This is a genomic window from Micromonospora andamanensis (assembly GCF_016863495.1).
GTDB lineage: Bacteria > Actinomycetota > Actinomycetes > Mycobacteriales > Micromonosporaceae > Micromonospora > Micromonospora andamanensis.
In genome coordinates this window covers 19080-37285 of the sequence record NZ_BOOZ01000039.1, presented here as the reverse complement: position 1 = coordinate 37285, position 18206 = coordinate 19080, and the positions used below count along the sequence as shown (strand labels likewise).

Here is an 18206-nt window from a genome sequence, read left to right as displayed (position 1 = left end):
GACTGACGTGTCTGGATCCGGACTGGACTCCCGACCCACACGGGACCGTCGATGTCTTCATCGGCCAACGTGCCCCGCGAGCCACTGCCGCTCCGCTCGATCCTGGTCGCCAGCCGCAACGATCCCCATGCGACATTCGAGCAGTTCGAAGCGTACGCGCGAGACTGGGGCTCGGAACTGTACGACGCGGGCGCGGTCGGGCACCTGGACTCCAAGACCGGGTTCGGCGCGTGGTCCGACGGTCAACGCCTGGTCCGATCCTTGACCCGTTCCGTACCGCCGGAACAACGCTGACCCTCGACGGGCGTGGCCCGGACGCCATGGCGGATGAGAACGCGTGCACGCGTCGCCGTCAGCCGTGGTACTCGACCAGGCAGAACTCGTGGCCCTCCGGGTCGGCCATGACCACGACCACGCCGCCCTCGTAGTCGTGCCGCTCACCTGTGGACCGGCCACCGAGACTGATGACAGTCGTCATGGCCTCGTCGATGTCGTCAACGCAGACGTCGAGGTGAATCCGCACCTTGCCCGTCGGCGGCTCGGACACTGGCTGGAACACCAGCCGTGGCTGCGGATCACCTCGCTCGCCCAGGTAGACCCAGCCCTCCTGCGACGGGCCGGGCTCGCGCCCGAGCAGGGCGCTCCAGAATCGCGCTACCCGCTCGGGGTCAAGGCAGTCGATCGTCACACCGGACCAGACGTACGCCATGCGCCGATCCTGTCAGGACACGTCCACGATCAGGCGAGAACAGGGGCGTACGGTCCGGCTCGTCCGTCGCCGCACCTGGTGGGCGGAGGGTCTCAATGCGAGAACGGCTCCAGGCACCCGAACTCGGCAGCAGATGCGGTCACCTCGACCATCACTCGTTCCGGCCGCACGTCCCCGATCACACAGCCCACCTGCGCGAAGTGCACCGCGTACACCGCACCCGGTGGGGTCGTCTCCTGGCCGGTCGGAGTTCGCATGGCGGTGACCTCGATCGCGTCTGCCTTGATGCCCAGGTCAAGCAGTGCTCGCCGGGTGGACGCCGGCGCGAAGTCCCCTGCCGCGCGAAGGGCCTCAAGCTTGGGCCGAATCCGCACGGCGAGTTTCTTCCCGGTGCGCTCGTCCGCTTCGGAAAGCTCGCGTCGCTGCTTCCAACTGTTGTTGTCGCCATGGTTCGGCGGTGCGTCCGCCTGCGGCCCGGTCGGCACCGCCACCACTGAGGGCGACGGCTGCCCACTTGTCGGTGTCGCCTCCGGGCCGCCGGCCCGGGTGCCCGGGGCCGCGCAGCCGAACGCGAGCAGGGTGAGTGCAGCAGCAGCCGACCCGCTACTGATCTTTCCGACCCGCATCGACGCCCCCGTGGTCTCCCTTTCGAGGATCTGATCGTACGAGGCACCACGATCTGCTCGTTGTCCCTTCGCCCCACGGGTGCGAGCCTGCGAAGCCGTACCGGTGTTTCCGGAACGTTTCCGGAAGTTGTTGACAGTGCGGCTGGCCGGTATCGACACTGACCCTTCGGGGCATGCATGTGCGTCGATTGCTGAGGTCAAGCATCAAGGAGGTCCGGTGACCAGCGACCTGAGGCAGCGTAAAAAGGCTGCTCGAATAGCGTTGCCCACGGCGGTGTTGTTGCTGATCGGCAGCGCCGTGGTGGTCCAGTCCAGCGCGCCGGCCGCCGCGGCCGAGACCACGCTGCGGGCCGCAGCCGCCAAGGCCGGGCTGTTCTTCGGCGTCGCCGCCTCACCCAACCGGCTCTACCCGATCGTCGGTCAGGAGTTCAGCCAACTGACGCCTGAGAACGACATGAAGCCGGACCGGATCGCCACCTCCAGCGGCGGGCTGCAGAACACCAGCGGTGCGGACACCCTGGTCAACCACGCCCAGAGCAACAACATGCTGGTCCGTGGCCACACGTTGGTCTGGCACTCGCAGGCCGGCGCGTTGCAGGGTGCCAGCCAGGCGACGCTAAACACCTTCATCGGCAACGCCATCAACCGCTGGGGCAGCAGGATCGCGTACTGGGACGTCGTCAACGAGGCGCTTGAGGACAACAACACCGGTCGGCGTCGTAACCAGTGGCCGCACACCATGAACCGGGACGCCAACGGCGACGGTGACTTCTTCGACGCCGGCGACACCGACGTCATCCGGGACTCGTTCATCCGGGCCAAGCAGGTCGTGCAGGCCGGCGGGCTGACCACCAAGCTCTGCATCAACGACTACGACGTCGACGGCCTGACGGTCCAGGGCGGTACCCCGAACCGCAAGGCCGACGCGCTGTACGACATCGTCCGCAACTATCGGCAGTACATCGACTGCGTCGGGTTCCAGGCGCACTTCAACGACAACCCCAACAGCATCATCACAAACGACCTCCAGGCCAACATCCAGCGCTTCGCCGACCTCGGCGTCGAGGTGCACATCACCGAGCTGGACATCGACGACGACCTGAGCAACAACGACATCGGCACGGGCCAGGCGGAGAACTACCGCAAGGTCGTCCGGGCCTGCCTGAACGTCGCGCAGTGCACCGGCATCACCGTCTGGGGCATTTCCGACAGCGAGTCGTGGCGCTCCTCGGAACGGGGCCTGCTGTTCACCGGCGGCAACGGCAGCTACCAGAAGAAGGCCGCCTACCACGCGGTCCTCGACGAGCTGAACAAGGGCCGCAACCCCACAGCGCCGCCGACCACGCCGCCGGTGACGCCGACCGTCCCGCCGACCACGCCACCTGTCGATCCGACCACTCCGCCGCCGCCGACCACGCCGCCCAACCCGACCACCGGGTGCTCGGCGACCGTCTCGCTAGACTCCTGGACCGGCGGCTTCGTCGCCACCGTCAGGGTCACCGCCGGCAGTGCGCCGATCAGCGGATGGAGCGTCCAGCTCACCCTGCCCTCCGGGGCTTCGGTGACCAACACCTGGAATGCCAATCGCACCGGCACCAGCGGCACCGTGCGGTTCAGCAACGTCAGCTACAACGGCTCGGTGAATGCTGGCCAGTACACCGAGTTCGGTTTCCAGGGCGTCGGTACCGCCACCGGCCTGACCCCGGTGTGCACCGCCTCCTGAACACAGCTCCTGGACGGGGGGCATGCCCCCCGTCCAGGACAGGCCAGGCGCGGTGATCGCACTCCAACCGGATCGACGGCACCTGGCCCGTCAGCCGTTGACGAACTGCTCCAGCCCGTCCAGGAGACGGTCGAGCCCGAACCGGAACGTGCGCTCCGGATCGTCGATCGCGTTGTACTCCTCGCCGGCCACCCGCCCGACCCGGCCGGAGATCGGGTAGGCGTCGGCCGGCATCACCCGCTCGAGAACCGGCGCGTTGATCTCCCACCATTCGGCGTCGGAGATGCCGGACCGCTCCGCCGTACGCCGTGCGTCCACCGATGCCCGTGCCATCCCGGCGGTGAACCCGCTCAGCAGCGTGACCACCTGGTCCATCTGGAGATCGGTGAAACCGGCACCTTCGATGGCCGCGAGCTGCCACTCGTACCTGTCGGAGACGTTCGGACCGATCCACGGCCGGCTGTTCTCCACCTGAAGCAGCCAGGGATGCCTGTGGAACTCGTCCCACAACTGCTCGGCGACCCGGGTCATCCGCTGCCGCAACGGGCCCTCGTGCGGCGGGAGTTTCTGCTCACCCGCCACCTCGTCCACCATCAGGCCGATCAGCTCGGAGCGGCCGGGGACGTAGGTGTAGATGGACATCAGCTTCAGCCCGAGCCGATCGGCGACCTTGCGCATCGAGAAGGCCGGCAGGCCCTCCTCGTCCGCCACCGCGATCGCGGCCCGGACCACCTCGTCGATGGTGGCCCGCTGCTTCGGTCCCCGTGAGCCCTGCGGCGTGCCGAGGGTGCGCCGCCACAGCAGCCCGAGCGTGCGGTCGATGTCCTGACTTTCCATGTGCGGAGATTACCCCGTGAGGTGTACGGTGTACCACGCACCATTTCCGTAAGGCATACGGAGTTAGGAGCCGGCGTTGACGAACCACACCCTGACGGCCGACGGACTACGCAAGAGGTACGGCGACGTGCCCGCGCTGGACGGCTTCGACCTGAGCGTGCCCGCGGGTGTCATCCACGGGCTGCTCGGTCCCAACGGCGCCGGCAAGACCACAGCGGTCATGGCGCTGGCCACCCTTATCGACCTGGACGGCGGCAGCGCCAGCGTCGCCGGGTTCGACGTGCGCACCCAGGCCCGCCAGGTCCGACGCCGCATCGGACTGGTCGGGCAGCACGCCGCCGTCGACGAGATCCTCGGCGGCCGGCAGAACCTGGTGATGTTCGGCCGACTCTACGGCCTGAACTCCGCCGACGCCCGGGTGCGCGCCGACCAGTTGCTCGACACCTTCGACCTGACGGACGCCGCCGACCGGGCGGTCTCGACCTACAGCGGCGGGATGCGCCGCCGGCTCGACATCGCCGCCGGACTGATCCTGACCCCGGCGGTGCTGTTCCTCGACGAACCGACCACCGGCCTCGATCCCCGCGCCCGCAACGAGGTATGGACCGCCGTGCGCGAGATCTCCGGCCGCGGCACCACGGTCCTGCTGACCACGCAGTACCTCGATGAGGCCGACCAGTTGGCTGACCGGATCTCCGTCATGAACCACGGCAGGATCATCGCCAGTGGCCCGCCGGACGCCCTCAAACGCCAGGTCGGCGGGGACCGGGTGAGTGTCACGGTGCCGCTGCGCGAGCCCCTGGCGTCCATCGCGCAGCGGATGTCGGTGGCCGTCGGGGCACCGCCCGCGATCGACACCGACACCCGCACCATCACCTTCGAAGTCGGCACCGGCGTGGTCGCGATCGCCGAGATCGTCCGCGCCCTGGACGAACTCGGCGTCACCCCGGAGGACCTGATGCTGCGCCGCCCCACCCTCGACGAGGTGTTCCTGACCCTGACCGACAAGGAGGTCGCGCGATGACCACCCTGCGCGCCGGCTGGGTCATCACCCAGCGGGATCTGGCCCACTGGGTACGCCAGCCGTGGGCACCCATCTTCGGCCTGCTCTTCTCGATCATGCTGCTGCTGGTCTTCGGGTTCCTGTTCGGCGGCGCGATAAGCGTCCCGGGCGGCGGCGACTACATCACCTTCCTGCTGCCCGGCATGCTGGCACTGAGCATGATGTTCGGGGTGGAGACCACCGCCACCGCCATGGCCAACGACGCCCGCAAGGGCATCACCGACCGGTTCCGCTCGATGCCGATCGGCAGTGCGTCGGTGGCGCTGGGCCGCGTCGGCGCCGACATGGCCAACTCGGCTGTCGAACTGCTGGTCCTGATCCTCGGTGGCCTGCTCATCGGTTGGCGGATCTCGGGGGATCCGGCATCGGCGGCCCTTGCCGTGCTGCTCCTGCTCCTACTGCGGTTCGCTGTCCTGTGGATCGGCATCTTCCTGGGGCTGACCTTCCGCGGCGAGGGTGCCACGGTGGCGGTGCAGGTGCTGGTCTGGCCGATCGGCTTCCTGTCCACCGCGATCGTCTCCGCCGAGACGATGCCCGGCTGGCTCGGCGCCCTCGCGGCCTGGAACCCGCTGTCCGCGACCGCGTCCGCCGCCCGTCAGCTGTTCGGCAACCCGACAGGCGTCACCGAGGGGCCGCTTGTCGACGGGGCGGTGTGGCTGGCGGTCGGCTGGCCGCTCCTGCTGACCGCCGTCTTCGTGCCGCTGTCGGCACGCGCGTACCGCAGGCTGCGCCACTGAACCCGGCCGGACCGCCACCTGCGGCACCCGTACGCACCACGGTCCGCGCCGCTCGAGCGGTTTCCCCGAATGGTCCGTGTACCACTACCCACCAGGAGAGCAGATGAGCTTGACCGACCAACTGCAGCGCCTGCTCGACGCCGGACTCGCCGACGTCACAGGCAGCAGTCCGACAGAACTCGCCGCCTGCGTCGCCGCGCTGCCAGACGAGCCGCAGAGCGTGCTGGCCGTGCACCCCGAGCTGGCCACCGCGCGTCAACTGGCACCGCTGCTGCGCCGTCACGACAAACCCGGCTTCGTCGTCGACGACATGGTCGACCTCGAGCAGTTCGTACCCATTGACGGCGTCGCCCTGCCCGACCGCCCGCTCTATCTCGTCCGCGAACCCGACCGCGGCGACGACATGCGCAACTGGAGTCCCGACGAGGCGCTACCTGCCATCCTCGAACGCGGACGAACACCGCTCACCGTGCACGAGGGGATCAGCTGGCTGCTCCAGGAACCGAAGATCCTCGAACCCAATCACTGCTTCATGACCATCGGCTCCCGCAAACCCAAGGGCAAAACCCTCGACGCCCGAACCCCTGCCATCTGGATCAGCGGCGGAACCGGACGCGACGGCACCGCCCGACGCCGAGCGCCGAAGATCGGGTGGTGCTGGGCCAACAACCGGCACACCTGGCTCGGTTTCGCCTCCGCGCGCCACCGCGGTCCTGTCGATTGATCACGGCGGCGGGCCCGGGAGGACAACGGGGAACGCAACTGGCTCCAGCGTGACCGGCTCTCATCCCCCAGCCGGCGCTTCGGAGAAGTCACTTCCCGGACCCGCCGCCACCCAGGATAAACCCCGCCGCCGCGACGACAACGGCATGTGCACCGGGAAGATCGGGCTACGCGCCCTCGAACTCGGCACCAACGTGGTGATCGACTTCGGTCTCTGGAGCCGGGACGAGCGCTCCGCCCTGCGGCAGGCAGCAGCAGACCTCGACGCGACGGTGCAACTGCGCTACTTCGCACTCACCGCAGCCGAGCAACGCAGCCGACGCGACAGGCGCCAAGCCGACGCACCACACACCACGTGGCCCATGTCCGACGACGAACTCGCCGAATGGGCTGCCACCATCGACATCCCCACGCCAGGCGAAGTCGACGGCAGCGAACCCGTCGATGAGCCACCGCACGGATTCACGACATGGCACGAATGGCGCTCCCACCGCTGGCCACCGTCCGTCTCCTGACGCCTGATCCCGGAATGGATCACCGCCCGACCGCCGGTGGCACAACCTCCCGGGCGGCTGGCCGGTGTCCGATTCGTTCAAGACGTCCTCGGTCGCACGCTCGTATGGTCGGAGTCATGGCACCCACCTTCAACGCGATCGGCCTTGCGGTGGCCGACATGGCAGCGTCCCTCTCCTTCTATCGACGGCTGGGCCTGGAGTTCCCCGCCGGCGCCGAGCAGGAGCCGCACGTCGAGACGACTGTCGCGGGCGGTATCCGCCTCATGTGGGACACACACGCCTCGTTGCGGTCCTTCGATCCGGACTACCAGCCGGGGCCGCCCTCCGGCGGCTGGGCCTTCCTCTGCTCCGATGCAGTAGAGGTGGACCGATGCCATGCCGAGCTGGTGGCCGCCGGACACTCTTCGGTGAACGCGCCCTGGGACGCACCATGGGGGCAGCGTTACGCACAGGTACGCGATCCGGACGGCAACGTCGTGGACCTCTTCGCCTGGGCGCAGTCACCGCAGTAGCGCGCTCAGCGGCACTCCGGTCATCGCCCGCACGTCACGTGCCAGGTGGGACTGGTCGGCGTAGCCCGCATCGGCCGCCACCGACGCGAACGACCGTCCGGACCGGGCCAACCCAAGGGCCCGCTGCAACCGCAGGATCCGCTGCAGCGTCTTCGGCCCGTAACCGAACGCGGTGGTGCAGCGCCGCTGCAACTGTCGGGAGCTCAGACCGCACCGCTCGGCGACCGACCCGACGGACGATCCGGCCTGGGCGGCACCGGCCAGCGCAACCATCACCCGGTCGGCCCCTTGCCAGCGTCGGTTCGCGGCGAAGGTCAGCGCGGCGACAGGATCGTCGGCCTCGGCGATGGCCCGCACGTCGGCCGGTGGCCACACCGCGTCCAGTGGCACACGCCGATCGACAAACTCGTCGGCGGGCACCCCCAACACACCGGGCCCGGTGCCCGCACCGAACCGCAGCGCGGCGTACCGGCTGCCCGGCACAGCAGGCTCGACCTGGGCGGTCGTGTCCGGCCCAGCGACGAAGACCGTGCCATCCCGCCAGATGATGTCGAGACAGCCGTCCGGCACGATGCGCTTCGGCCCGGCACCCGGCGGCGTGACGCTCTGCCACGCCACGACGTACGGCAGTGGTGACGACAGTTCCTCGTACACGCCAGCAACCCTCCCACCCGGGCACGACAAACGCACGAGGACCTCGCCCCCAGCAGCGTGTCGCGGGCTCGGCGGACCACATGAACGGTCGTATCCGATCGTTAGGATCGTCGGCCATGACCCGTACCACGCCGCCGCGGCCGCTGGACATCACGGAGCTCTTCCCCGCGTTGCGGGAGCACGCGGCGACGGCCACGCGGCTGCATCCCCGGCCGGGTACGCCGACGACCGCCGACAGTTCGGTCGGTGGCCCGCTGCTCTGGCCGGCCGACGAGGCGTGGCCGGTGTGCACCGATGGGGATGCCCACTACATTTTCCGGCTCCAGACGCCGTCGACGGTCCGCCGCAGCCGGGAGATCTACGCGGCGGCGCAGGCCCGTGCCGACGCGGCGGGCACCCGCTACGACCTGACCGACGAGGAACGGGCACAGGTGCCGGACCTCGACTTCTCCGAGCCGCACAGCCTGGTGAACCAGCCGATCCCGCTGGTTGCGGTGGCGCAGCTGTACCGCCGGGACGTTCCCGACTTCGCCGGCCCGGACGGCACCGACCTGCTGCAGGTGCTGTGGTGCCCGCTGGACCACCCCGAGGAGGGCTACAACCCGCGGGTACGGCTGTACTGGCGGCGCAGCGCCGACGTCAGCCGGCCCGTGGTCGCGGCTGGCGAACCACCCGTCGTCAACGACTCCTATCTGCCGACCCCCTGCGTCGTGTACCCGGAGCAGATTCGCGAGTACCAGTACGGCGGACTGCTTCCCGAGGAACTCGACGCCCAGATCACTGCCTGGGAGGAGGAGTCCGAGGGGGAATGCGACGACGAGGACGGGGTCAACTATCAGTTCGACCTGTCACTTGCGCCGGGCTGGAAGGTGGGCGGCTTCGCGAACTGGTCGCTGACCGACCCGCATCCGGTGGACTGCCCGGAGTGTGGCACCGCGATGACGCTGTTGTTCACCGCCGACTCCAGCGAGTGGCACGGGTCGGGCGGCAGTTGGCGCCCGCTGGAGGAACCGGCGCAGGCTCCGTCCAACCCCACCGATGTCTGCATCGGCCGTGGCTACGCCCTGTACATCTTCCGCTGCCCGGTCTCGTTCGACCACCCACCAGCCACCGCCATGCAGTGACCTGTTTGAATGCTGGCGTCCGAAACGGCGCACTGCCTTCGGCAACGACCGAGCGTTCGGGCATACAACCTCTCGGTGCCGAACGGATTGTCGATGACGTACCGCCAGTAGCCGTCGGGTCCGCGGCGCGCCACGTCGGTAGCGGTGCCTGCCAGATGCACCTGCTGCCCGTCGGCACCCTGGCCGTCGATCGTCCAGTCGACGATCAACAGGGCGATGTCGTCGGCCAGGTAGACGTGCCGGGGACGAATGTCGATGGGCAGGCCGAGGTCGAGGAACCGTTGGTTGGCAGCCACCCTCGCCGCGCCGGTGACAGCTTGGCCCGGCGCGGCGACGAAGCGACATCCCACGTCAACCTGCCCCGTGGAGGTTGCGCTCGCCGCTGTCGGCGGTCGATGGACGACGCTCCTCCTGCGGGAACTGATGCATGGACCCCGATCGTTCGGCCAGTTGCGGGCCGCGTTGCCCGCGCTGAGCGCGAAGGTCCTGAGCGAGAGACTGGCCAGGCTGGCAATTGACGATCTGATCGAGTGCCGCCGCCAGAAGGGCTTTCCGTCTCGCACCGCCTACCGGCTCACCGCCGCCGGTCAGACCCTCAGACCGTTACTGATCGAGCTTCACCGGACCGGTGACGCGCTGCTCCGCGAAGCCTCAGCGCAGCACGCCGACGTCGAGTTGGCGGAGCAGCCGCCCAGGACACGATGACGCTGGAGTCAGTCCGCCTGATCCGCCACTTCCAGTGCCGCCCGGTAGCCGACGTGCTGCACGACGATGTCCACGTCGAGGGCGGACTGCACGGCCCGGGCGACGTCCTCCCGGACCTTCGCGAGCGCCGTGGTACCGACACTCGTCACCACGGACTCGCTCGCGAACGTGCCGGCTGGTTCGCTGTAGGCCCCAGTCCATGCGATGAACATCGTCGGCACGAGCATCGTTAGGGTCAGACCATTCGGCGGATGCGGTGCGGACTCACGAATATCGACGGCATCGAATCGTTATGGGATCAGCTTTGTCGGCAACCCGACCGTGACCGGGAGCCGAGGTAACCGGCCGCCGCGTTGTTGCAGCTCAGGCAACAGTGTGAGACACCGACCTCAGCACCGCCGGGACCATCACCATCGGCCGGTGATAAAGCGCGGTGGCCGGCCTCACCATGCGGCGGGTACGGTGATCCAACGCTGTCGCCCCTGGCACGATGCGCATTCGACGCACTGATGGTGGAGAATCTGGAGTGCTATGTACCTCACCCTTTCTGCCGACGAGAACACGCCGGACGGAGAGGTCGAGCCCCTTTACGAGGATCTGCACGACTGGCTCGTGACAGAGCCCGATCTGCGGCCACTGGTCTCCTTCAACAAACGCACGCCACGCCAGGGCGAGCTGGGTGGACTGGTCGAGGCGTTGACGATCGCGGTCGGCTCCGGAGGGGCGATCACCGTGCTGGCCGGCGCGCTCGGCGTCTGGCTCTCCCGGGCCCGCAACCGGGCGGTACGCATCGAGATCCGCCATCAGCGCGGCGGGGGCCGGACCATCGTGTTGGACGCCCGAAACACCCGTACCGACGCCATCGAGCGGATGCTGCGGGAGCTGACCGCCGGGGAGCACGGTGACCAGCCCGCCGGATCCTGACCGTTCGTCGGTCGTGCTGCTCGGCTCGTCCCGCTACCACGACGCCGACCGGCTGCCCGCCATTCCGCACGTCACGCGCAACATCGCCGACCTCGAAACGGTCCTCACTGACCCGGACTTCGGCATCGTGCCGAGGTCGCGGTGTGCCGTGCTGCTGGACGAGACGAGCCTGCCCACCCTCGGCCGGCAGCTGCGGGCATCGGCCGAGCAGGCCAAGGATCTGCTGCTCGTGTACTTCGCCGGCCATGGCATCAAGGCCGGGCCCCGGCACGAGCTGTATCTGGCGATGTACGAGACCGATCCCGACGAACCGGATTTCGCGTCCCTGAAGTACGAGACTCTTCGCAGGATCGTGCTGGACAGCCCAGCCCAGGCGAAGGTCATCATCCTGGACTGCTGCTTCTCCGGACGGGCGTTCGGCGACGAACTCGCCGCGCCGACCAAGGCACTACTGGGTCAGCTCGAAATCGAGGGCTGTTGCCTGTTGACCTCGGCGCAGGCGAACAATGTCGCGCTGTTCCTGCCGGGCGAGGAGCACACCGCCTTCACCGGGCGACTGCTCAGTGTGCTCAACGAGGGCATCAACGGCGAGTCCGAGTTCATCACTGTCGGAGACCTCTACCGTGGCCTGCGGGAGCGGTTGAGTCGGCAGAGCCTGCCCATCCCGCTGAGCCGCATCTCCCGTACCGCCGGGAGCCTGGTGCTCTCGCGCAACCGTGCCTTCGCGACAGTGGCCGCCACGGCGATGTCCCGGCGGTTCGACGAGGCCGCGGCTCTGGCCGCGGCCGGGCGGTGGCCGGCGGCGCTGGCGGATCTCCAAGCCGTGGCCGCCGAGCAGGCGCGCATTCTCGGCCCCGACGAACCAGACACGCAACGCACCCGTCGGCTGGCCGCCCATGCGGTCGGCGCGACCGGCAACCCGCGCGAGGCCGCACACCTGCTGCGCGAGTTGCTGGAGGAGCAGTCCGGCGCCTACGGCAGCGACCACGAGGAGACGATGCGCACCCGCCAGTTCCTCGCGGTGAATCTGGGCGAAGCCGGGTCTCGCACCGAGGCCGCCGCGATGCTGCGCATCCTGCTACCGGACCGCCGTCGGGTGCTCGGCCCGACCCACCCCGACACCCTGCGTACGCAGCACTTGCTCGCCCGCAACCTGGCGTGCCTCGGCGCGCGGGCGGAGGCGGTCGCGTTGCTGCGCGAGTTGATCCACGCCTGCCGTCGCCTGGACGGTGACGTGCCGACCGTGACCTGGGCCGAGCGGGACCTCGCCGTGTTGACCGGCGACAGCTGACCGCATCTTTGCCAGCGAAGGAGCCCCGATGTTCGAACGGTTCACCGACCGGGGACGGCGGGTCGTGATCCTGGCCCAGCAAGATGCCCGGGCACTCAACCACAACTACATGGGTACGGAACACATCCTGCTGGGTCTGGTCCATGAGGGTGAGGGCGTGGCGGCAACGGCGCTGGAGAGCTTCGGAGTCTCGCTGGAAGGCGTCCGCCACCAGGTCGAGGAGATCATCGGCCGGGGTCAGCAGGAGCCAGAGGGACACATCCCGTTCACGCCGCGGGCCAAGAAGGTGCTGGAGCTGTCGCTGCGGGAGGCGCTGCAGCTCGGCCACAACTACATCGGCACGGAGCACATCCTGCTCGGGTTGATCCGCGAGGGCCAGGGAGTCGGTGCCCAGGTACTCATCAAGCTCGGCGCGGAGCTCGGCCTCGTTCGCCGTCAGGTGATCAACCTGCTCGTCGGGCGGCCGGGCGGTGCCCCGACGCCCGGCGGCAACGAGTCTGCCACGCCGAGCGTCACCGTAATCGTGCCCACCCCGCCGACCGACCGGGTGCTCGACCAGTTCGGACGGAACCTGACCCGGGCCGCTCGTGAGGGCAGGCTCGACCCGGTGGTCGGCCGGGACAGGGAGGTCGAGCGAGTGGTGCAGGTACTGTCACGCCGCGCCAAGAACAACCCGGTGCTGATCGGCGAGCCAGGTGTCGGCAAGTCGGCAGTTGTCGAACGGCTCGCGCAGAGAATCGCCAAGGGCGAGGTGCTCGACACTCTCAGGGACAAGCAGCTGTACGCCCTCGACCTGGCTGCTCTCACGGCCGGCTCGCGCTCGCACGGTGAGATGGAGGAGCGGCTCAGAGATGTCCACCTGGCCCTGCGCGGCACCAGCGGAGACACCTTGTTGTTCGTGGAGGACATTGAGCTCATCTTTGGTACGCCGCGCGGTGACGCGGCGACCGTCTGGGGGACGATCCGCGCCCTGCTGGCCGGCCGGGAGATACAGCTCATCTCCACCGGGTCGGCCGACACCGTCCGGCGGATCATGCGCGACGACCCCCGCCTGATCAGCTTTCTCCAGGAGATCACCGTCGCGCCACCGAGCCCACGGGCCGCCTACGACATGCTCGTCGCGCTACGCGACCGCTACGAGGCGCACCACCGGGTCAGCATCACGGACTCGGCGCTGTCCGAGGCGGTGCGGCTGGCCGACAGGTATTTCCACGAGCGCCGCCTGCCTGCCAACGCCGTCGACCTCATCGACGAGGCCAGCGCCCAGGTACGGGTCGCGCGGATGGCGCGCCCGCCTGACCTGCTCGAACTCGACGAGCACTGCGCTCAGGTACGCCGGGAGAAGGAGGCGATGATCGACGCGCAGGACTTCGAAAGCGCGACGCAGTTGCGCGACAAGGAGAAACAACTGCTTGAGCGGATCGCGCAACGGGAGTTGGAGTGGCAGTCGGGCGACGACGTCGTCCCGGAGGTCGACGACGACAGCGTCCGCCTCGTGGTCGAGCAGACGTTGCGAGATCGTATCGACGAGGAGTCAGCCGCGCCGACCTCCTCCGACCTGCCGAGCAACTCGGCTGCCGCCAACGTCTTCCCAGACGACGACGATGTCTGGGCCATGAGCTGACCCGGTTCCGCTGATCGCGGGCCGCACCGGTTCCGCCGGCACCGGAATGCTGACGATGATCGGCGGCTACGCCGGCACTGTCTACGGTTTGTGGGCGAGTAGTCCGACGAAGGTGTGGTAGGTGTCGGTCTGCTTCGGCGCGGGCGAGCTCGGATCCGGACGCCACTCGGCCAGCGGCACCAGCCCCGGCTCCAGCACCGTCAGCCCGTCGGCGAAGGAGAGGATCTCCTCGTCGGTACGCCAGCGGCCGGTGCCCAGCGACTCGTTGAAGACCCGCTCGACCTCACGGGCCTTACGGGAGCCTTCCGGGTCCCGCTCACCCGGATCACGGAAGTGCGAGATCGCCACGTAACTGCCCGACGGCAGCGCTTCGATCAACTCGGCCGACACCGCTCCCGGCGCCTCGTCGTCGCCGAGGTGGTGCAGGATCGCGAAGAGCAGCAGCCCGATCGGCCTGTCGAAGTCGAGGAACCGGCGAGCGTCCGGATGGTCGAGGATCTCCTGCGGTCGCCGGATGTCGGCCTGGATCACCGTCGCCGTGCCCTCCGCGGCGAGCAGGGCCCGCCCGTGCGTCAGGACGATCGGGTCGTTGTCCACGTACACCACCCGGGCGCTCGGGTTGTGCTCGGCGGCGACCTCGTGCACGTTGCCCTGAGTGGGCAGCCCCGACCCGATGTCGAGGAACTGGTCGATGCCGGCCTCGGCGACGAGGAACCGGATCACCCGGCGCAGGAAGGCCCGGTTCGCCTGGCCGGCGGCCGGCCCGTCCGGGGTGATCCGCAGGGCGTGCTCGGCGACCTTCCGGTCGACCTCGAAGTTGTCCTTACCGCCCAGGAAGTAGTCGTAGACCCGCGCCACGCTGGGAACGGCGAGGTCGATTCCGGGGGGTGCGGCCTCGTCGCGGGTCAATGGCGTCTCCATCCGATCTGATCAACGCACCGGGTCCTGTTGGGCGGCCCCGGACCATGTCCGGGAGTGTAGCGATCGGACGGTGCAGATTGTCGCCCCGGTGGTATCGCTCCCAATGAATCGGCGATCCGGAATGGCTACATGGCCAATGACAGTCGCAGGTCAGGGGTAGGTGACGCCGGTCAGGTCCTCGGCCGCCGCCCACAGCCGCCTGCCGACGGCCGGGTCGGTGGCCTCCCGGCTGAGCCGGGCCTCGGTGACCCTGCCCCGCGTCTCCCAGAGCCCGGACGGTCCGAAGAACTGGCCACCCCGTACACCGGGCTCGGTCGCGGCGCGCAACTGCGGCAGCGCGCCCTGCTCCACCGGCTGGGTCGCCAGCAGCCCGGCCCGCGCGATCAGGCTGCCGAACCGGCCCCGGTGCTCCCAGGCACGCGGAGTCAGGTTGGTGCGGGTGAGACCGGGGTGGGCCAGCGTGCTGACGACAGGTGCTCCGGCGGCGCGCAGGCGACGGTCCAGCTCGATGCCGAAGACCGTGGTGGCGAGTTTGGACCGGCCGTAGGCGGCGGCTGCCCGGTAGTCACGTTCGAACATCAGGTCATCGAAGTCCAGGTGCGCGTTCTTGTGGGTGATCGAGCTGAGACTGACCACGCGTGCTTCCCGCGCCGCGGCCAGGTTCCCGAGCAGCAGGCCGGTCAGTGCGAAGTGGCCAAGCATGTTGCTGGCCAGGTGCAGCTCGAATCCGTCGGCGGAGGTGCGGCGCGGGCCGAGCAGCACCATGCCGGCGTTGTTGACCAGCAGGTCGATCGCCGGGTGGTCGCCGGCCAGCTTCGCCGCGAAGGCCCGCACGGAGGCGAGGGAGGCCAGATCCAGCTCGCGTACCTCGACGTCGCCGCAGATCCGGTGGGCGGCCTCCTCACCGGCGAGGGTGTTGCGAACGGCGAGCACGACGTGCGCGCCGTGGCTGGCCAGCTCGGTGGCGGTGACCAGGCCGAGGCCCGAGTTCCCGCCGGTCACGACGGCAACCCGACCGTCCTGGTCGGGGATCTGGTCGGTGGTCCATCCGGTCATCTGCGGCTCCTGGAGATGTCGGTGCGCTGGTCGGTCGACGGTAGGAGCGATCCGGGCGGGTTCAGTCGTACTCGGTTGCCTAGGTCTGCGGGACCTACCTTCGGTGGCCCGGGCCGCTGCACACTTGCGGCATGAACAGCCCACATCCGTACGCTCGTGAACTCGGCGACTTCCTACGCGCCAGGCGTGGTCGGCTGCGTCCACACGACGTCGGTCTGGAGCCGGGCGGCCGGCGCAAGGTCACCGGGCTGAGGCGCGAGGAGCTGGCCCTGCTGGCCGGGCTGAGCACCGACTACTACCAGCGGATCGAACAGGGCCGGGAGGTACGCCCGTCCGACGACGTCCTGGACGCGCTCGCCGGCGCGCTCGGCCTCGACCACAAGGAACGTCGGCACCTGTTCACCCTGGCCCACGCGGCCCGCCGGTCGCTGCCCGCCCAGGTGAACCGCGATCCGGAGCGGGTGCCGGAGGGCACCCGGCGCCTGCTGCGGGTGATGGACACTCCTGCTGTCATCCTCGGCCGGCATCTCGACCTGCTCGACTGGAACCCGATGGCGCAGGCGCTGCTCGGCGACCCGGACGCCTACCCGACCGACCGGCTCAACATGCTCCTGTTGCTGTTCGACGACGCGCTGACCGGCGACCGTCGCTGCCCGGACTGGGAGCGGCAGGCGCTGGACTACATCGGCATGATGCGCGCCGCAGTCGCCACCGACCCCACCCACCCACGCGCCGCCGCGATCGTCGGTGAACTGAGCATCCGCAGCGCCCAGTTCCGGCGGCTGTGGGCCCAGCACGACGTACGCGAGTCGGTGAGCGGCACCAAGACCTTCCGGGTTCCCGAGGTAGGCGACATCGTCCTGGACTGGGACACCTATCCCCTACCGGGAAACCCCGGCTCCGTCATGCTCGTCTTCACCGCCGAGCCGGGCAGCCCCGACGCCGACCGGCTGCAATTGCTGGCGTCGTTGCACGCGACCGCCTGCGCTACCGATTGGCGGTCTGCCGGATGAACGACAAGACCCTCGGCAGGACGTAACAGAATTCGCCGCCACCCCACGAGTCCACGAGCCCACCGGCTCGGTCCATCGCGTCTTTTCGCTCCCGCCTATGGTGATCGCATGAACCATTTTCAGCGGCCTGACGGACTGCCCCCGGTGAACGGTTACAGCCACGTCGTGTCGTTTTCCGGCACCGTCGTAGCAGTATCAGGCCAGGTTCCGATGGACGAGCATGGCCGCGCGGTCGGCATCGACGACCCCGAGGAGCAGACGCGGCAGGTGTTCCGCAATCTGGAGGTCGCCCTGAAAGCCGCCGGTTCCGACTTCGCTCGGGTGGTCAAGTTGACCGTCTACCTCACCGACCTGGACGACCTGGCCGTATTCCGAAAGGTGCGCGACGAATACCTGGATCATTCAGCTCCGCCAGCAAGCTCGCTGGTTCAGGTGAAAGGGCTCATCAACCCGGCATTTCGGGTAGAGATCGAGGCACTCGCCGTCATCTGACGGGGACTGGCTCGGCTGCCGGGCCGGCCATAAGCTGCAGCTCATGGATCGATCAGTGCCAGTCCTCCTGCTCGACCTGGATGGGGTGCTGAATCCGTTTGCCGCATCCTCCTGCCCTGACGATTACCAGGAACGTGTGCTCTTCGAGGGCGAGGGTGCCGAGCGCTACTGCGTCGCCCACGGTGCCTGGATCAGTGAGCTGGCGGCTGCCGGAGAGTTGTGGTGGGCGACCGGCTGGGGCGAGGACGCCAACGAGCTCTACCTTCCCTTGCTGGGGGTCAAGCCACTGCCCGTGGTCCGCTTACCCCCGGCGCCGTTCGCACCTGAGCTCAAGGTGCCGGCGATCGACGCCGTCGTTGGTGACCGGCCGGCGGCGTGGATAGACGACAACCACACCCCGGCGGGCCGCCAGTGGGCCGATCAGCGCACCGCGCCGACTCTGCTCGTCTCGATCGACCCGGCAATCGGGTGGACTCGCGCGGATGTCGACCTGGTGCTTGACTGGGTGGCGAGGCTGCCTCACTGAGTCCCTGTCCAGAGGACGGTCACTCCTGATCTGCCGCCCGGCGATCTCCACCGCGGCCGCGCCATGTCGTTCAGTCGCTGACTCTGCTGCGGGACTGGTACACCAGGTCCTGGTACTCGGGGTGCCGGGCGATCCAGCCCGCGAAGAATGGGCAGGTGGGCAGGACCAGCAGGCGCGCGGCGCGGGCATCGTCGAGGCCGGCGCGGACCAGCGCCGCCCCCACTCCCCTGCCCTCGTACTCCGGTGAAACTTCGGTGTGTACGAACGCGATGAGTTCCTTGGTGCGGATGTACTGCGCGATCCCCGCAACCGTGGACTCTCCCTCGAACCGAGCCTCGTACCTGCTGGTTTCGGGGACATCCTTAACGTTCAATGCCATGTGTTCTCCATCTGGTCTCAGCTCCGCTGCGGGCTGACCGGCACGGTGGTCC

At 68.8% G+C, this 18206-nt stretch carries 22 protein-coding genes and 3 pseudogenes; 16 read left to right on the top strand and 9 right to left on the bottom strand.

The window, feature by feature from the left end; genetic code table 11:
- Positions 1–51 precede the first annotated feature (51 nt).
- On the top strand, positions 52–294 hold the full coding sequence (locus Van01_RS25445) for an RBBP9/YdeN family alpha/beta hydrolase (protein WP_204012640.1): 243 nt from the start codon (positions 52–54) through the stop codon (positions 292–294).
- A 58-nt stretch (positions 295–352) separates the two neighbouring features.
- Here Van01_RS25445 and Van01_RS25440 read toward each other — a convergent pair whose 3' ends face one another.
- Positions 353–709 (bottom strand): VOC family protein, encoded by a 357-nt coding sequence (locus Van01_RS25440; RefSeq protein ID WP_204012631.1) that lies wholly within the window; start codon positions 707–709, stop codon positions 353–355.
- 92 nt (positions 710–801) lie between these two features.
- Positions 802–1335, bottom strand: coding sequence for a DUF6993 domain-containing protein (locus Van01_RS25435; protein WP_204012629.1), 534 nt, complete (start codon positions 1333–1335; stop codon positions 802–804).
- Between the two features lie 217 nt (positions 1336–1552).
- On the opposite strand from Van01_RS25435, the gene Van01_RS25430 reads away from it, so the two are divergent.
- Positions 1553–3058 (top strand): endo-1,4-beta-xylanase, encoded by a 1506-nt coding sequence (locus Van01_RS25430; protein ID WP_204012625.1) that lies wholly within the window; start codon positions 1553–1555, stop codon positions 3056–3058.
- A gap of 90 nt (positions 3059–3148) precedes the next feature.
- Here Van01_RS25430 and Van01_RS25425 read toward each other — a convergent pair whose 3' ends face one another.
- Complete coding sequence (locus tag Van01_RS25425) at positions 3149–3895, bottom strand: TetR/AcrR family transcriptional regulator C-terminal domain-containing protein (protein ID WP_204012622.1); 747 nt, start codon at positions 3893–3895, stop codon at positions 3149–3151.
- 76 nt (positions 3896–3971) lie between these two features.
- Between Van01_RS25425 and Van01_RS25420 the strand changes: the two genes are divergently transcribed.
- The 5 genes from Van01_RS25420 to Van01_RS25400 all read left to right on the top strand — a co-directional run bounded on the left by Van01_RS25420 (position 3972) and on the right by Van01_RS25400 (position 7445).
- Positions 3972–4919, top strand: a complete 948-nt coding sequence (locus tag Van01_RS25420) for an ATP-binding cassette domain-containing protein (RefSeq protein WP_204012618.1) — start codon at positions 3972–3974, stop codon at positions 4917–4919.
- Positions 4916–5695 (top strand): ABC transporter permease, encoded by a 780-nt coding sequence (locus Van01_RS25415; protein ID WP_204012615.1) that lies wholly within the window; start codon positions 4916–4918, stop codon positions 5693–5695. Before Van01_RS25420 ends, Van01_RS25415 begins: the two co-directional genes overlap by 4 nt.
- A 103-nt stretch (positions 5696–5798) precedes the next feature.
- Complete coding sequence (locus tag Van01_RS25410; protein ID WP_204012612.1) at positions 5799–6419, top strand: DUF5701 family protein; 621 nt, start codon at positions 5799–5801, stop codon at positions 6417–6419.
- Positions 6420–6564: 145 nt separating this feature from the next.
- A complete protein-coding gene (locus tag Van01_RS25405) occupies positions 6565–6933 on the top strand; it encodes a P-loop nucleotide/nucleoside kinase family protein (protein ID WP_239099290.1) in 369 nt (122 codons plus the stop codon).
- A gap of 116 nt (positions 6934–7049) precedes the next feature.
- Positions 7050–7445, top strand: a complete 396-nt coding sequence (locus Van01_RS25400) for a VOC family protein (RefSeq protein WP_204012609.1) — start codon at positions 7050–7052, stop codon at positions 7443–7445.
- On the opposite strand, the gene Van01_RS25395 is transcribed toward Van01_RS25400, so the two are convergent.
- Positions 7434–8099 carry a helix-turn-helix domain-containing protein gene (locus tag Van01_RS25395; RefSeq protein ID WP_204012607.1) on the bottom strand — a complete coding sequence of 222 codons (666 nt, stop codon included), beginning with the start codon at positions 8097–8099 and terminating at the stop codon, positions 7434–7436. The two genes, Van01_RS25400 and Van01_RS25395, sit on opposite strands and share 12 nt — an antisense overlap.
- A 116-nt stretch (positions 8100–8215) precedes the next feature.
- On the opposite strand from Van01_RS25395, the gene Van01_RS25390 reads away from it, so the two are divergent.
- Positions 8216–9223 (top strand): hypothetical protein, encoded by a 1008-nt coding sequence (locus tag Van01_RS25390; protein ID WP_204012606.1) that lies wholly within the window; start codon positions 8216–8218, stop codon positions 9221–9223.
- A 68-nt stretch (positions 9224–9291) separates the two neighbouring features.
- Here Van01_RS25390 and Van01_RS25385 read toward each other — a convergent pair.
- Positions 9292–9561: pseudogene (locus tag Van01_RS25385) on the bottom strand (YybH family protein); the annotation flags it as partial.
- Between the two features lie 25 nt (positions 9562–9586).
- On the opposite strand from Van01_RS25385, the gene Van01_RS25380 reads away from it, so the two are divergent.
- Complete coding sequence (locus Van01_RS25380; protein ID WP_204012605.1) at positions 9587–9928, top strand: winged helix-turn-helix transcriptional regulator; 342 nt, start codon at positions 9587–9589, stop codon at positions 9926–9928.
- A gap of 8 nt (positions 9929–9936) precedes the next feature.
- On the opposite strand, the gene Van01_RS25375 is transcribed toward Van01_RS25380, so the two are convergent.
- Positions 9937–10077: a hypothetical protein gene (locus tag Van01_RS25375; RefSeq protein WP_204012604.1), complete on the bottom strand. Its 141-nt coding sequence runs from the start codon at positions 10075–10077 to the stop codon at positions 9937–9939.
- Between the two features lie 382 nt (positions 10078–10459).
- Here Van01_RS25375 and Van01_RS25370 point away from each other — a divergent pair, with 382 nt between their 5' ends.
- The 4 genes and pseudogenes from Van01_RS25370 to Van01_RS33820 form a co-directional block, all read left to right on the top strand.
- A complete protein-coding gene (locus tag Van01_RS25370) occupies positions 10460–10852 on the top strand; it encodes an effector-associated constant component EACC1 (protein ID WP_204012603.1) in 393 nt (130 codons plus the stop codon).
- Positions 10830–12143: a caspase family protein gene (locus Van01_RS25365; RefSeq protein WP_204012601.1), complete on the top strand. Its 1314-nt coding sequence runs from the start codon at positions 10830–10832 to the stop codon at positions 12141–12143. Before Van01_RS25370 ends, Van01_RS25365 begins: the two co-directional genes overlap by 23 nt.
- A 28-nt stretch (positions 12144–12171) precedes the next feature.
- Positions 12172–12607 (top strand): annotated as a pseudogene (locus Van01_RS33825) (Clp protease N-terminal domain-containing protein); the annotation flags it as partial.
- 74 nt (positions 12608–12681) lie between these two features.
- Positions 12682–13644 (top strand): annotated as a pseudogene (locus Van01_RS33820) (AAA family ATPase); the annotation flags it as partial.
- A gap of 204 nt (positions 13645–13848) precedes the next feature.
- On the opposite strand, the gene Van01_RS25355 reads toward Van01_RS33820, so the two are convergent.
- Both Van01_RS25355 and Van01_RS25350 read right to left on the bottom strand, forming a co-directional pair.
- Positions 13849–14676 (bottom strand): SAM-dependent methyltransferase, encoded by an 828-nt coding sequence (locus tag Van01_RS25355; protein ID WP_204012597.1) that lies wholly within the window; start codon positions 14674–14676, stop codon positions 13849–13851.
- 162 nt (positions 14677–14838) lie between these two features.
- A complete protein-coding gene (locus Van01_RS25350) occupies positions 14839–15744 on the bottom strand; it encodes an oxidoreductase (RefSeq protein ID WP_204012595.1) in 906 nt (301 codons plus the stop codon).
- Positions 15745–15875: 131 nt separating this feature from the next.
- Here Van01_RS25350 and Van01_RS25345 point away from each other — a divergent pair, with 131 nt between their 5' ends.
- From Van01_RS25345 to Van01_RS25335, 3 genes are all read left to right on the top strand, one after another.
- Positions 15876–16757, top strand: a complete 882-nt coding sequence (locus Van01_RS25345; RefSeq protein WP_204012592.1) for a helix-turn-helix transcriptional regulator — start codon at positions 15876–15878, stop codon at positions 16755–16757.
- A 108-nt stretch (positions 16758–16865) separates the two neighbouring features.
- Entirely contained in the window at positions 16866–17249 is a 384-nt protein-coding gene (locus Van01_RS25340) for a RidA family protein (RefSeq protein WP_204012589.1), read from the top strand.
- A 55-nt stretch (positions 17250–17304) separates the two neighbouring features.
- Positions 17305–17775, top strand: coding sequence for a hypothetical protein (locus Van01_RS25335; RefSeq protein WP_239099289.1), 471 nt, complete (start codon positions 17305–17307; stop codon positions 17773–17775).
- Positions 17776–17845: 70 nt separating this feature from the next.
- Here Van01_RS25335 and Van01_RS25330 read toward each other — a convergent pair whose 3' ends face one another.
- A complete protein-coding gene (locus tag Van01_RS25330) occupies positions 17846–18154 on the bottom strand; it encodes a GNAT family N-acetyltransferase (RefSeq protein WP_204012583.1) in 309 nt (102 codons plus the stop codon).
- Positions 18155–18206 lie beyond the last annotated feature (52 nt).